Genomic DNA, 13626 nt, shown 5'->3' with positions numbered 1-13626 from the left:
CAGTTATTGGCTCTTTACATCTTCTAACTGCGCGGCTTCATGCTCTGCGTTCAAGGCTTGTTTCTGCTGCTGTTTTATCTCATCCCAACTGCGTCCCGACTCAATCGCAGATACACGCTGATCGTATTTGTTGCAGGCTCTTTCGAGTACTTTCTCAGGATCTATACCCTTTTCTCTTTCCAGCGCTTTTAATACGTTAAGATAGTTCCACAACACATCGCCTAACTCGTCTTCCAAATGACAAAGGCGATCCTCACGAATCTCTTCGCGGACTTCATCAACTTCTTTGCCAATGGCCTCCAGATAAGTCTCTACGCCTTTAAACCAAGTGTTGGTTTGGTCATATTGAGATTTTCTCGTCGCAATTGCATACAGCTCATCAAATTTCTTCATTGCCTCTCCGTAGAACACGTTTTTATTTATGCCTTTTTAGGACGAATAAACTTCCCTTTAGCCGTCACTCTAACTTCGCTATTGACCCGCAATTGAGCCACCAGTTGATATATACCGCGTCGTTCACCTTCACAGTGTGCAGTAATCGTGACTCGATCATCTAACTGAATAGGTGCATGGTAGCGCACATCCAACTGCGCCGTAAGGGCTTGAATGTCTCTAGATAACAAACAATGCGTCATTGCACCATCGAGAAGCGAACTGGCAATACCACCATGCAACAGGTCTGTGTAACCTTGATGACGCGGTAAAACGTGAAACTCTCCGACAACAGAACCATCGGCTAGGTATTGGTAGTTCACGGCCAAAGAGTTCGGATTCACATTAATTGAAGAACAAACCGCACATTGATGATGAGATTCGTGAGTGTAATGACAATAGCTGTTTGTGGACATGATAGTTACTCGGTTTCTCAAAAGAGTAATTAGCATATGCCAACAATTAAAAAGAAACGGCGAGTAATCTTTGTTTGCATGTTGCAGGGCCAGCAACCTCGCTTTTCATAACACTAAATAATCATTTTAATAATTAACGATAATTTCCAGTTTATTTAGAGTGGCGATATGGTTTGCATAGTGATTACGCAACGTTATGAAAAGGCGACTTATGAAGTTTCTCCACACGATGATCCGTGTAGCTGATCTAGACAAATCTATCGAATTTTATACAAAAGTTCTGGGAATGAGTGTTTTGGATCGTTTTGAAAACCAAGAATACCGTTACTCACTGGTGTTTGTTGGTAACCCTGATCAACCAGATGGCGCGACCATCGAGCTAACTTATAACTGGGATACCGACAGTTACGACTTGGGTAACGCATTCGGACACATGGCACTGGGGTCTGAAGATATTTACGCCGCTTGCGAAAAAATCAAAGCGCTTGGTGGCAACGTTACTCGCGAGCCAGGTCCAATGAAAGGCGGAGAAACTCACATCGCGTTCATTAAAGATCCCGATGGTTACCAAATCGAACTCATCCAAACTCACAAATAACGAGGTTTCCTATGACAGACGCATTATTTCAACCCATTCAACTTGGCTCTCTCTCATTAAAAAACCGTATCGTTATGCCTCCGATGACGCGCTCTCGTGCTTCTCAACCAGGTAATATCGCTAACGACATGATGGCGACCTACTATGCTCAACGTGCTGAAGCGGGCCTAATCGTTGCTGAAGGCACACAAATTTCGCCAATGGGTCAAGGCTATGCATGGACACCAGGCATTTACAGCCCAGAGCAAATTGCTGGCTGGAAAAAAGTAACTGATGCAGTGCACGAGAAAGGCGGCGTTATCTTCGCGCAATTATGGCACGTTGGTCGCGTGACTCACCCTGATAACATTGGTGGTGAGCAACCTATTTCTTCTTCTGCGCTAAAAGCAGAAAACGTGAAAGTATTTGTCGATAACGGCACAGACGAACCGGGTTTTGTCGATGTGGTTGAGCCACGTGAAATGACCAAACAAGACATCAAGAACGTTATTGAAGAGTACCGCCAAGCCGCACTAAACGCGATAGAAGCCGGATTCGATGGTATCGAGCTTCATGCAGCGAATGGCTACTTGGTTAACCAGTTTATCGATTCTGAAGCGAATAATCGCACCGATGAATACGGTGGTTCCATTGAAAACCGTCTGCGTTTTCTTGGTGAAGTGGTAGAGGCGATGACGCAAGCTATTGGCGCAGAGCGTGTTGGTGTTCGTCTTGCACCATTCACTTCGTTAAATGGCACCGTTGATAGTACGCCAGTCGAAACCTACACCGCCGCTGCAGCGCTGCTTGATAAACTCAATGTGGTTTACATTCACATTGCAGAAGTGGATTGGGACGACGCGCCAGACACTCCGCACGACTTTAAAACCGCAGTTCGTGAGGCGTATAAAGGCACACTGATCTATGCCGGTCGTTACAACGCAGAAAAGGCGCAACACGCGATTGAAAGTGGTTTAGCCGACATGATTGGCTTTGGCCGTCCGTTTGTTGCAAACCCAGACTTACCAAGCCGCATCAAGCATGGCTATCCGCTGGCAGAACATGACCCTGCCACATTGTTCGGCGGCGGTGAAAAAGGCTTGGTGGACTACCCTGCGTATCACGCGGGTTAATTCATCTACGTAAAGCTGATTCGTAACTCGCGACAAACCAATAGCGAAACCAAAAGAACCTTGCTCTTCCCCCTGTAACACCAAGATGCAGGGTTCTTTTTAGGCAAGCCACCAGAATTAACGTCTTTGACAAGATGTACAACCTCGACACGCAGAGCGCGTCGTTTTACTGAGCAAACTGCGTTGTACTTTACAGTAAGCATTCTTTAAAGCACGACGACCTGAAAACCAATCATCCGGTTTAGTGAGGATTAAGTAGCCGTGAAACCTCTTAACCAACTCGGTTCGATTGTTTTCGATAAATCGGCTATCAAACTCGATGTCGAAGTAATTCAAAGCCTCTTCGATACAAGTAAAGCTGGCAATTTTTTCCTGAATCGTATTCTCTGTCATCGTTTCTTTAGCGTAATCATTTTCAATGAAGTCTAAGTGCCTCGCGCTTTACGTTCTTTGATTTAGCGCTTCTTAAGATCATTCTTTATGGGGTTTCCATATTGAAATTCAATTTGGGAATTCGTTAACCCACCTAGCATTTTCATTTTGACAATCAATTTAAGGTACTGATTTAAATAAATATTATTTCTGGTTCATATTTTGCTCTACTTCATTAAACGGAATGTTGGAGCAACACGATATGACTTACAGAGCAGAAGTAGACGGATTAAGGGCGATTGCTGTCACGTTGGTGATTTTGTTTCATGCAGGAGTTGAGCAATTCGCTGGTGGCTTTATTGGCGTCGACGTGTTTTTTGTGATCAGCGGCTATTTGATCACCACCATCGTGATTAACGACTTAGAAAACCAGAAGTTCAACCTTGGTGATTTTTATGAGCGACGCATTCGTCGCATACTCCCCCTCTTACTGGTGGTGATCGCCGTCAGCTATTTGATGTCTTGGTGGCTATTTTTGCCGCAAGCACACAAAGACGTTGGTCAGTTTGCAGTATCTTCCATTCTTTCCTCATCCAACATTCTTCTGTATTTAAAAGGCCACAATTACTTCGGTTTAGAAGATCAAGCCAACCCGCTGTTTCACACTTGGAGCTTGGGCGTTGAAGAACAATACTACATTGTCATTCCTTTGCTACTCATGCTACTCGCTCGTGGCAAAAACGCGTTTTACCTGACTTTTTTCATCGCGGTATTTGCGCTGAGTTTGATGACTATTGTCTACGCGAGCAACGATCCTGATTTCGCTTTTTACATGATCTTCTCTCGTGCTTGGGAACTGGCAACCGGTTCATTACTCGCATTAGTGATGAGAAAAGTCCAAGTTCAATCTAACGATACGCTGGCAACCATTGGCATCGTTTTGATATTGGCTTCCGCGCTTTTGTTTGAAAAATCGCAAGATGGTGCGGGCATTACGTTGCTGGTGCCGGTCATCGGTAGTGCGTTGGTGATTTTGTTTGCCTCTAAAGACAATGTCTGCGGTAGATTACTGAGCCTAAAGTGGGTCGTGTTCGTCGGCTTAATCAGCTACAGCTTATACTTGTGGCACATTCCATTATTTGTCTTTTACCGCTACGTGTTGGATGCAACACAAGACATCAATATCCCACTTTACGTTGTCACTCTTTTTGTACTTTCTTACTTCACTTGGCGCTTTATTGAAAAGCCGTTCCGTAGCCGAAAAGCCATGAGTATGCGCACTGCGTCCGTGGTTATTGTGTTGTTGACGTTGCCCTTGCTAACGTTCGGCGTTATCGGTCATAAAAACGGTGGTTTTCCAGAAAGAAGCGCATTTTTCGAGGCCATGCGCGTTAACAACGGTTATGGTTTAGATTGCAACGGCAACACCAACGTTAACGATGTGTGCTCGTCTGCGCCGCAGCCCGACATCGCTGTGTTAGGCAATAGTCACAGCATGGTTTACGTGAAGCGTCTATCCGAAGTAACACCAACTGGCGTGGTGCAACTTACTCAAGATTCCTGTGCGGTCGGTTATGTCGACACCATCAAAGGTGCTGGCTCAGTTCCTTGCCGACAGTTCTTCAATGAGGCTGTCGATACAATTCTAAGTACCCCTTCCATTCGTCGCGTTGTTATCTCTTCTAATTTCAATAAAGAGCTTTCACAAGCCGATTATGAAGCATCATTAACCAAATTATTGAATGAACTGAAAGGAAAGGAAGTGGTCGTTTTCGGTCCAACCCCTTCTGCACCGTTTGCGGTAGGAGAATGCCTTTGGAAAGCGCGTTTGTTTGGCGAGACAGAAGAGTCTGCCTGCGACTTTTCTCCCAAACAACATCACCCTCAAAACGTGGCGAAGTTAGTGAACTACTTTGAGCAATTTGAGCACGTTGAGTTTGTCGACTTGACCGATGCCATTTGCAGAAATGGCGTATGTCGAATGAGAGTTGGAGCAAACAATGCGATGTATACGGATGACAGCCATTTATCTTACAAAGGTGCTGAGTTGGTGCTTGGGCATTACCTCAACACTACAAATGAAGCGCAACAGTTCACTTACGATCGACAATAACCAAGGAAATAAACTTTTATGCTTCAGCGCTTATCTCAGGTAAGCGCTGAATGCTTTAAAGCAAGACAAAGCTAGGCGTCTATTTGAAAATGCGCGGATCAAACGCGAAATCGAGCTTTTCGGCTTTCTTGATGATCTCTTTCATTTTGGGATGATTTGGATTCACCACGTAGTTTTTATCACGAGGTGAAATCGTTGAAGGCACTTGCAGCGCGGCAAACTCTGGATGAGGATCATTGAGAAACTGATCACCAATGTACTGCGTAGACTCGCTCGCCGGTATTGCTCGCCACGTCACAGGGAGATCTTCTTCATCTAAGGTGGCGATGAGGTATTCTGGCATTTCAATACGATATAAATCGTAAAGTTTGGTGATAGCAGGATCGTTGTTTACGTGAACAAACACTTCCAACGAACAAAGGGATTCCGATTCAGAGAAGTAGAGGGCTTCGGTTCCTTTTGAGTTCCATCGCCCTCCAAATAACTTTGCGCCAACGGGGCTGAATGGCGTGTCAGCAAATTTCTTTTGTGTGAGACGATAGAGCTTCATATTACGAGAATACCCCGTGCTCTAAACGGCCGATCAAATCTTTTACGATTTCAAAATCCACCGTGGTCGAGACCATATCAAGTGGACGTTTTCCACCTAAGCCATACACATTCTCTCTCATCCATTTTAACGCGCGCTCTTCGTCGTCAAACAGTTCTGTCGCGAGTTTCAATAACATCGCTAATCGATAGATTGCATCACTTTCTTGCGTATTGAAGCGCTCATCGTTTTTTAGACGACGCTTGACCGTGCTGACAGGTATCAATGTGACGTTTTGAAACTCACTCTGAGAAAGCTTCACACGCTCAACAATATTGCGATACACCTTTGGCTCAAAGCCTTTGTGAACCGCATCAGTGCGACCTGTTTCAGCGTCTTCAATACCCAACATAAACCAGAAATTGGCTTTATGAGGTTGTTTCGGTTTGAAGCTTTTTAATGCTGCAGTTGCCATATCAAGCTCCTATGGTTCATATGGTCCAGTTATTATGGTTCAAATGAGCTTAATTTTCAATCAAAGTAAAAAGATAGGTAAAGAAAAAGGCGAGCTTTTCGCCCGCCTCTCTTACTTATTCATCAACCCATCTACCGACAGGCATCGTTTCACTTATTGCAAGTCAAAACGATCCGCGTTCATGACTTTCGTCCATGCGGCGATGAAGTCATGGATGAATTTTTCCTGATTATCATCTTGCGCATACACTTCCGCATACGAACGCAGGATCGAGTTTGAACCAAAGACAAGATCCACTCGAGTAGCCGTCCACTTCACAGCGTCGGTTTTACGATCACGGATTTCATATTGATTAGCACTCACTGGTTTCCACGTATATGCCATGTCAGTAAGGTTCACGAAGAAATCATTCGACAAAGTGCCGACTCGCTCAGTAAATACGCCCTCTTTTCCACCGCCGTAGTTACTGCCTAGAACGCGCATACCACCGATAAGTACCGTCATTTCTGGCGCCGTTAGCCCCATAAGCTGAGCACGATCTAATAAAAGCTCTTCTGGCTTAACCGCGTAGTCTTTCTTCAACCAATTTCGGAAACCGTCAGCGACAGGCTCAAGAACTTCGAATGATTCAACATCCGTCATCTCTTGGGTGGCATCACCTCGGCCTGGCGCGAATGGCACACATACATCATGACCTGCGGCACGCGCAGCCAGTTCAATACCTACGTTCCCAGCAAGCACGATAGCGTCTGCAACACTACAGCCCTCTTCTGCTGCTATTTTTTCTAACACCGCAAGAACACGGCTTAGACGTTCAGGTTCGTTCCCTTGCCAATCTTTTTGTGGAGCCAAGCGAATTCTCGCGCCATTTGCACCGCCTCGGCGGTCAGAGCCACGGTAGGTACGCGCACTATCCCACGCCGTACTTACTAACTCACTAATGGATAGGCCACTTGCTTCAATTTTTGTTTTCACTAAATCGACATCGTAGTCTGTCTTACCTGCGGGCGTTGGGTCTTGCCAAATAAGATCTTCGCTTGGCACATCAGGGCCGAAATAACATGATTTTGGTCCTAGATCGCGGTGTGTCAACTTAAACCAGGCACGAGCAAAAACGTCATCAAAGTACGCAGGGTCATTTTGGAACTTTTCTGCAATCTTACGATATTCAGGGTCCATTTTGAGCGCCATATCGGCGTCGGTCATGATTGGATTGTAGCGCTTAGAACCGTCTTCAACATCGACAGGCTTGTCTTCTTCTTCAATGTCGATTGGCTCCCATTGCCATGCACCTGCTGGGCTCTTTTTCAGTTCCCAGTCATACTTAAATAGTAGGTGGAAGTATCCGTAGTCCCATTGTGTAGGGTGTGTTGTCCAAGCACCTTCAATGCCACTCGTTACCGCGTCACGGCCAATGCCACGTGTTTTGTGGTTAATCCAGCCAAGACCTTGCTCATGAACGTCTGCTGCTTCGGGCTCTGGGCCAAGGTTTGCGGCATCACCATTACCATGACACTTACCCACCGTGTGACCACCAGCTGTGAGCGCGACGGTTTCTTCATCGTTCATTGCCATTCGCGCAAAGGTCACTCGCATGTCATGTGCTGTTTTGAGAGGATCTGGGTTACCGTCTACCCCTTCAGGGTTCACATAGATAAGACCCATCATTACCGCAGCAAGCGGGTTTTCTAAATCTCGCTCACCAGAGTAGCGGCTGTTATCAGCGTCACTTGTGGCTAACCATTCTTGCTCAGACCCCCAGTAAGTGTCTTTTTCTGGGTGCCAAATGTCCTCTCGTCCAAACGCAAAGCCAAAGGTCTTAAAGCCCATGGATTCGTACGCCATGTTACCGGCAAGGACAATCAGGTCTGCCCAACTTAGTTTGTTGCCATATTTTTTCTTGATTGGCCATAAAAGGCGTCGAGCCTTATCGAGGTTGGCGTTATCTGGCCAAGAGTTGAGAGGAGCAAAGCGTTGGTTGCCTGTAGCAGCACCGCCACGGCCATCCGCAATACGATAACTGCCCGCTGCATGCCATGCCATTCGGATCATTAAACCACCGTAGTGTCCCCAGTCGGCAGGCCACCAGTCTTGGCTATCAGTCATTAAATCTTTTAAATCTTTTTTAAGTGCTTCGACATCTAGCTTTTTCAGTTCTTCTTTGTAATTAAAGTCCTGACCAAATGGGTTGGTTTTGGAGTCGTGTTGATGCAGGATGTCTAAGTTCAAGGCATTCGGCCACCAATCCATCACCGACTTATCTGTAGATGTTTGCCCACCATGCATAACTGGACATTTACCTACCGAACCGCCGTTTGCTTTGCTCATATAATGCTCCTTCGTGTCGTGGTTGTGGTAACCACTCTTTGTTATTCAATAAATCGAATATCCACCTCAAACAGCGTAGTTCATACACTGTTTTTTTAGTTAACGCCAAGTCAAAATTTCAAACATTTCAGCGAATAAATAATTGTTATCAAACATGTACCTATATGCAGAAAATATGGATAGAGATCAGTTTAAGTCCATACCTGAATACTTAATCCCAGACAGCCTCGCCATGTTGTGATCCCAGGTCGCTAAATCATGATGACTAAATTCATTCAGAGCGTGATGACCACACGCCCTCGCCATGACTTTCATGAGCTCGACCGAGGATTCGAAGAAATTTTTCAGTTGCTGGGATGACTTTTCAACGTCGAGACGCTGCCTCAAATCGGCATTTTGTGTCGCAATGCCTGCCGGGCAATTATTGGTGTTGCAGATGCGAGCCGCGACACAACCGATCGATTGCATCGCACTGTTTGCTATCGCTACTCCGTCTGCTCCAAGTGCCAACGCTTTGACAAAATCCGTAGGAACTCGCAACCCACCGGTGATGATTAATGTGACACGGTCACTTACGCCTTTTTCATCTAAGTACTTACGTGCACGAGCTAATGCAGGGATGGTGGGTACACTAATATGATCACGGAACATAGTTGGCGCCGCACCCGTGCCACCACCGCGACCATCTAAGATGATATAATCAGCCCCAGCATCAAGCGCAAACTGGATGTCTTGCTCAATATGGTTGGCACTGAGTTTAAATCCAATTGGAATACCGCCTGTGATGCCACGAACTCTGTCAGCAAACTTTCTGAAATCGTGAGTAGTGTGAAGATCTTTGAACGTTGGTGGTGATATCGCTGGTTGTCCCTCGGGGATGCCTCTCACCTGAGAGATCTTACCTACATTTTTATTTGCAGGCAGATGACCACCCGTGCCCGTTTTTGCTCCTTGCCCACCTTTAAAGTGAAACGCCTGAACATTAAGAAGCTTAGATTCGTCGTAGCCAAATTGAGCACTAGCAAGCTCATAGAAATACCGTGAATTAGCGGCTTGTTCTTCCGGTAACATGCCACCCTCACCAGAGCAAATCCCAGTCCCTGCCAACTCTGCACCTTTTGCTAGTGCAATTTTCGCCTCTTCAGAAAGTGCGCCAAAACTCATGTCCGACACCAACAAAGGAATGGCGAGTCTGAGCGGCTTACGCGCGTTTGGTCCCACAATCAACTCGGTAGACACAGGAACGTCTTCCAACAACGGTTGTGTCGCCATTTGCGCCACCATGATTTGTATAGCATCCCAATGTGGTAGCAAATGCCTAGGAACCCCCATTGCAGCCATCGGACCATGATGACCGAGTTTAGAGAGTCCTTCTCTCGCTAATTGGTGGATAAACTCGAGGGTTGGTTCTTCTTGAGTAGCAGACGCCGTTGGTTTGTCTCTTTTCTCTCGCTTTTGTTCCGGTCCCTCTTTACCGACTTGCTCTGCGGTAAATCGCTTGTGTGTACCATCACAAAAAGGAGCATTGGCGGTATGCTTACATTGGCAGAGATAGGCATCTTCGTCTTTTTCCGCACTAAAGCTCATTGGCTTTAAGCCGGTTCCCGAATGAGACCCATCGCAGTAAGGTTGATTTTTAGAACGCCCACATCGGCAGAAGTAGTATTCTTGCCCAGCTTTCAACTCTACTTTGATCGGCTTGTTATCAGCGATGATTGGCTTGCTCATGTTGCCCCCTATTTATTATTGTTAACCATGCTTTCTCGCTGGCTTGCAATAAGCGTAGAACAGGAGCGTAAAGAGCGTCAGTGTAGCCGAGTAAAATGCGCGATTGTCGCCCGACTAACCTATACTTTTTATGGGTCTCATACACGTGGAGGCTATATGACGATTGCAACCCGATTAGATGAATATTTGACTGAGCATAACATTCACTTTCAAACCGTGAATCACAGCCACAGTCATAGCTCGCTACAAAGTGGTGTTGCAGCAGGTGTGCCTTTAATGAATATCGCAAAAGGTGTGATTCTAGAGGATCATGAAGGGCGTCATATGATGGCGGTCTTACCTGCCAACAACAAAATCAGTTTGTCGAGATTAAACGACGAATTTAATGCCACCTTCCACTTGGTGAAAGAGCGTATGGTTTACCGACTCTTCACCGATTGTGAACACGGCGCTATTCCACCGATTGGTAGCCCTTACCACATGTCGACAGTTTGCGATGAAAGACTAACAAACTTGGAACATGTCTACCTTGAAGCTGGCGATCATGAAACTCTGATTAAGCTGGACCGAAAGGCGTTTAAAGAACTGATGAACGACTGTAGATATCTAAGATTCAGCAGTGAAGTTCTGCATTAAACTTGCCAAGATCTCTCGACACTTCCTGAACAAGGCTCTATCAACAAGAGCCTTTCTTTGTTTTGTTGGTAGCACGCGATGGAAGTTTCTCGGACTTTGGTGCCCAGCGTTTCAGAGCATATAGAAACAAAAAACCGCCTATTCGGGCGGTTTTTTATCAATCAAATCATAATTATTATCGAACAAAGATCTTTTGGATCGCTTTTATCGCCATAGCCCTACGGCGCATTAATACGCTCGTTCTTGGCAACCATTTCGGTGTGTGAAGAATGGTTTTCGCATGACTAAAAGTTCTGAATCCTTCCTCTCCGTGATAATGCCCAATACCCGATTCACCAACGCCACCAAAAGGCGCATCTTCAGCGCCAACATGTAAAACCGTATCATTAACGCCGACGCCACCACTGTGGGTGTTGCGTACAATATGTTTGATAGTCGATTTGTCGTCCGACATAACATACAGCGCAAGTGGTCTTTGGTGCTGATTAATGTAGTCAATCGCTTCATCAACGGCATTGTAGGGCTTAACAGGTAGAAATGGCCCGAAGATCTCCTCTTGCATGATTCGCATATTCGACGACACATCCGTGACCAAATGAGGATACAGAAGTCGTTCCTCTTGGGGCGACGCCTCAACAGTGTGAAGGTTAGCACCTTGCGCTTTTGCATCCTCAAGTAGCGCAGTCAAACGATCATATTGTCGTTGGTTGACAATATGGGTCAGCTTTTGATTCTTGTTGGATTTTAAATAGAGCTTTTCAAAACGTTTTAAGAATAGCGAAATGAACTCTTCGACACGTTCTTGCGGTACAAATGCGTAGTCAGGCGCGACACAAATCTGGCCTGCATTAATGCATTTACCAAACAAGATAGCATCAACGGCTTTCTTCATGTCTGCATCTTTTGCAATGATCACCGGGGACTTTCCACCCAACTCTAACGTCACCGGGGTAAGGTTTTCCGCTGCCGCTTTTGCCACTGCGCGACCAACGCTCGTAGAACCCGTGAACAAAAGGTGATCGAATGGCAGTTGGCTGAATGCTTGTGCGACGTCTGCTTCACCCTCAAAAACTTCGACATACTCAGACAACCCACGGCAAATATCGACGATGACTTTATTGGTTTTTGGCGTAAATTCGCTGAGCTTCATCATCACGCGGTTGCCAGCAGCCAATGCTGTCACTAAAGGCGCAAGGCTCAAAATCACAGGAAAGTTCCAAGGTGAAATGATCCCGACGACACCTAACGGTTGATACTGAACGGTGACTTTAGAAGGTGCGAGCAATAAGCCGGATTCGCGCTTGCTGGGTTTGCACCATTTTTTTAGTCGTTTGAGGGTATAATTAATATGCGAGACCGTTGGCAAAACGTCGGTCATGGCGGTATCAAATTCTGAGCGATAGCCAAAATCGTCACTTAACGCTTCAACCAGAGCTTGTTTGTTCTCAAGCAGCGATTTTTTTAACAAAACGAGGCGCTGTTTACGTTCATCTAAACTAGGATAAGGCTCGGCTGCATATGCCGCTTTTAAGCGTTCGAGGCTTTGCTGTAACAAGTTATCTACTTCAACCTCTGTGATTGCGTTCATGATGCTTCTCCTAGCCTAGTTTCTGCCAATGACGCCCCAAGTTAACACGAGCGCAACAATGTTACTATTGTAGCGCTCGTGAAGTTAGAGTTCGAACTCTGATTAAAATATTTCTGGGGTGGATACTACATCAAACGTAATTCATAAATGCCTAGTCGTTGAGAGCGGTCAAGCATATCGAACTCATGATCAACGTATTCTTTTAATGTGGCGCCTGCACGCTCAGCAATATTGATGCTAGCGATGTTATCTTCCATACAATGGAACTGAATGAATTGTGCGTGCCCTTTCTTCTTCAAGAAAGGGATCAATACTGCGAGTACTTGATCAATCACACGATGGCCTCGCCCATTGTTGGCAAGCCAGTAGCCAATTTCAGTAACACGTGTATGTGAATCCACACCTTTAATGCCAATAACACCCGTAAGTTGCTCATCAAAATAAATTGCACACCAGTGGGAATCCAGCGCGTTACTGTTCACTCGCTGGGAAATGTAGTTAACGGCCTCTCTATGATTCGTGACAGAATCCGTCCAAGGTAGATAGCCCTCAAGGCTCTCTCGGTGAGTGTTCACAACCTCTAGTAAAGCGGACGCGTGTTTCGTGTTGAGGGGCTCAATTGAGACCCTTTGCGAGACGGAAAAACGCTTCTGTAAGTGATTTCCTTGATACGTCTCTTGGCATGTGACTTCATCCATAGATGTTATTCCTTTTTATTGTGAACGCTCAGCGCAAATCCTAACGCTTCATTTTATGAGAACAAACCTCTCTATAAAAACTAATCAAAGCCGTTGCCGTTCATTTAGCCCTTTTGATCGATCAGCGTAAATGGCGTTAGTGATGCCACATCTACATAATGCTTCCATACATGTTCATAGAGGTGATGCTGATTGGCAAACGGAGCCAGCTGCTTAGCTTCTTCAATCGTACACCAGCGATACTCTGTATGCTCTTCGTTAAGAACAACTGATTGGTTAGGCGGACAAAATAGCACAAAACATGGGATAACCATGATACGGTTATTTTTTGCTTCGTAGAACTGCTCTAGAAAGTCTGCTGTATGTAACTCAACTTGGTCAATTAGTGTCTCTTCTTTTAACTCTCTTAAAATGGTTTGCCACCCGGCTTCACCCGCTTCGATACCACCTGCAACATGGCACCAATAGCCACCTTTTACGCGTTTGAGTAACAGCATTTTTTCTATGCCATCAATTTTTGAAATGACAACGCCTGAAACATGCGTTGCTTTTATCGGGATCATGTAAGCTCCTTAAATATCGAGTTTTTATTGTTACGCTG

14 protein-coding genes are annotated in these 13626 nt (G+C 45.6%); 4 read left to right on the top strand and 10 right to left on the bottom strand.

What is annotated here, in order from left to right; genetic code table 11:
• Nucleotides 1–3: 3 nt before the first annotated feature.
• A complete protein-coding gene (locus R7F64_RS19715) occupies nt 4–393 on the bottom strand; it encodes a MazG nucleotide pyrophosphohydrolase domain-containing protein (RefSeq protein ID WP_005376487.1) in 390 nt (129 codons plus the stop codon).
• 26 nt (nt 394–419) lie between these two features.
• Nucleotides 420–848, bottom strand: coding sequence for a PaaI family thioesterase (locus R7F64_RS19710; RefSeq protein ID WP_017820983.1), 429 nt, complete (start codon nt 846–848; stop codon nt 420–422).
• Between the two features lie 211 nt (nt 849–1059).
• On the opposite strand from R7F64_RS19710, the gene gloA reads away from it, so the two are divergent.
• On the top strand, nt 1060–1446 hold the full coding sequence (gene gloA, locus R7F64_RS19705; protein WP_053303545.1) for a lactoylglutathione lyase: 387 nt from the start codon (nt 1060–1062) through the stop codon (nt 1444–1446).
• A gap of 11 nt (nt 1447–1457) precedes the next feature.
• On the top strand, nt 1458–2558 hold the full coding sequence (locus R7F64_RS19700; protein ID WP_054866340.1) for an alkene reductase: 1101 nt from the start codon (nt 1458–1460) through the stop codon (nt 2556–2558).
• A 117-nt stretch (nt 2559–2675) separates the two neighbouring features.
• Here R7F64_RS19700 and R7F64_RS19695 read toward each other — a convergent pair whose 3' ends face one another.
• Entirely contained in the window at nt 2676–2951 is a 276-nt protein-coding gene (locus R7F64_RS19695; protein WP_017820985.1) for a nitrogenase-stabilizing/protective protein NifW, read from the bottom strand.
• A 241-nt stretch (nt 2952–3192) separates the two neighbouring features.
• On the opposite strand from R7F64_RS19695, the gene R7F64_RS19690 reads away from it, so the two are divergent.
• Nucleotides 3193–5043, top strand: a complete 1851-nt coding sequence (locus R7F64_RS19690; protein WP_017820986.1) for an acyltransferase family protein — start codon at nt 3193–3195, stop codon at nt 5041–5043.
• Between the two features lie 79 nt (nt 5044–5122).
• Here R7F64_RS19690 and R7F64_RS19685 read toward each other — a convergent pair whose 3' ends face one another.
• The 4 genes from R7F64_RS19685 to R7F64_RS19670 form a co-directional block, all read right to left on the bottom strand.
• Nucleotides 5123–5593: an RES family NAD+ phosphorylase gene (locus R7F64_RS19685; protein WP_005376497.1), complete on the bottom strand. Its 471-nt coding sequence runs from the start codon at nt 5591–5593 to the stop codon at nt 5123–5125.
• 1 nt (nt 5594) lies between these two features.
• Nucleotides 5595–6047, bottom strand: a complete 453-nt coding sequence (locus R7F64_RS19680) for an antitoxin Xre/MbcA/ParS toxin-binding domain-containing protein (protein WP_005376498.1) — start codon at nt 6045–6047, stop codon at nt 5595–5597.
• Between the two features lie 153 nt (nt 6048–6200).
• On the bottom strand, nt 6201–8375 hold the full coding sequence (katG, locus tag R7F64_RS19675; RefSeq protein ID WP_161441489.1) for a catalase/peroxidase HPI: 2175 nt from the start codon (nt 8373–8375) through the stop codon (nt 6201–6203).
• Between the two features lie 186 nt (nt 8376–8561).
• The gene (locus R7F64_RS19670; protein WP_064354734.1) at nt 8562–10103 is read right to left on the bottom strand and encodes a glutamate synthase-related protein; all 1542 of its coding nucleotides are present in this window, start codon (nt 10101–10103) and stop codon (nt 8562–8564) included.
• A gap of 156 nt (nt 10104–10259) precedes the next feature.
• On the opposite strand from R7F64_RS19670, the gene R7F64_RS19665 reads away from it, so the two are divergent.
• On the top strand, nt 10260–10739 hold the full coding sequence (locus R7F64_RS19665; protein WP_053303532.1) for an aminoacyl-tRNA deacylase: 480 nt from the start codon (nt 10260–10262) through the stop codon (nt 10737–10739).
• A gap of 175 nt (nt 10740–10914) precedes the next feature.
• Here the strand turns inward: R7F64_RS19665 and R7F64_RS19660 are convergent, their stop codons facing one another.
• The 3 genes from R7F64_RS19660 to R7F64_RS19650 form a co-directional block, all read right to left on the bottom strand.
• On the bottom strand, nt 10915–12327 hold the full coding sequence (locus R7F64_RS19660; protein ID WP_258494551.1) for a coniferyl aldehyde dehydrogenase: 1413 nt from the start codon (nt 12325–12327) through the stop codon (nt 10915–10917).
• 125 nt (nt 12328–12452) lie between these two features.
• Nucleotides 12453–13025 (bottom strand): GNAT family N-acetyltransferase, encoded by a 573-nt coding sequence (locus R7F64_RS19655; protein WP_031781379.1) that lies wholly within the window; start codon nt 13023–13025, stop codon nt 12453–12455.
• A gap of 104 nt (nt 13026–13129) precedes the next feature.
• Entirely contained in the window at nt 13130–13588 is a 459-nt protein-coding gene (locus R7F64_RS19650) for an NUDIX hydrolase (RefSeq protein WP_017635339.1), read from the bottom strand.
• Nucleotides 13589–13626 lie beyond the last annotated feature (38 nt).

The organism is Vibrio sp. Vb1980 (genome assembly GCF_033338615.1).
Lineage (GTDB): Bacteria > Pseudomonadota > Gammaproteobacteria > Enterobacterales > Vibrionaceae > Vibrio > Vibrio alginolyticus.
Note: the sequence above shows the minus strand (reverse complement) of the source record. Positions and strands in the feature narration are given on the sequence as shown.

Coding starts and splice junctions, on each gene's coding strand:
- R7F64_RS19715 (WP_005376487.1), bottom strand. CDS start 393: ATGAAGAAATTTGATGAGCTGTATGCAATTGCGACGAGAAAATCTCAA.
- R7F64_RS19710 (WP_017820983.1), bottom strand. CDS start 848: ATGTCCACAAACAGCTATTGTCATTACACTCACGAATCTCATCATCAA.
- gloA (WP_053303545.1), top strand. CDS start 1,060: ATGAAGTTTCTCCACACGATGATCCGTGTAGCTGATCTAGACAAATCT.
- R7F64_RS19700 (WP_054866340.1), top strand. CDS start 1,458: ATGACAGACGCATTATTTCAACCCATTCAACTTGGCTCTCTCTCATTA.
- R7F64_RS19695 (WP_017820985.1), bottom strand. CDS start 2,951: ATGACAGAGAATACGATTCAGGAAAAAATTGCCAGCTTTACTTGTATC.
- R7F64_RS19690 (WP_017820986.1), top strand. CDS start 3,193: ATGACTTACAGAGCAGAAGTAGACGGATTAAGGGCGATTGCTGTCACG.
- R7F64_RS19685 (WP_005376497.1), bottom strand. CDS start 5,593: ATGAAGCTCTATCGTCTCACACAAAAGAAATTTGCTGACACGCCATTC.
- R7F64_RS19680 (WP_005376498.1), bottom strand. CDS start 6,047: ATGGCAACTGCAGCATTAAAAAGCTTCAAACCGAAACAACCTCATAAA.
- katG (WP_161441489.1), bottom strand. CDS start 8,375: ATGAGCAAAGCAAACGGCGGTTCGGTAGGTAAATGTCCAGTTATGCAT.
- R7F64_RS19670 (WP_064354734.1), bottom strand. CDS start 10,103: ATGAGCAAGCCAATCATCGCTGATAACAAGCCGATCAAAGTAGAGTTG.
- R7F64_RS19665 (WP_053303532.1), top strand. CDS start 10,260: ATGACGATTGCAACCCGATTAGATGAATATTTGACTGAGCATAACATT.
- R7F64_RS19660 (WP_258494551.1), bottom strand. CDS start 12,327: ATGAACGCAATCACAGAGGTTGAAGTAGATAACTTGTTACAGCAAAGC.
- R7F64_RS19655 (WP_031781379.1), bottom strand. CDS start 13,025: ATGGATGAAGTCACATGCCAAGAGACGTATCAAGGAAATCACTTACAG.
- R7F64_RS19650 (WP_017635339.1), bottom strand. CDS start 13,588: ATGATCCCGATAAAAGCAACGCATGTTTCAGGCGTTGTCATTTCAAAA.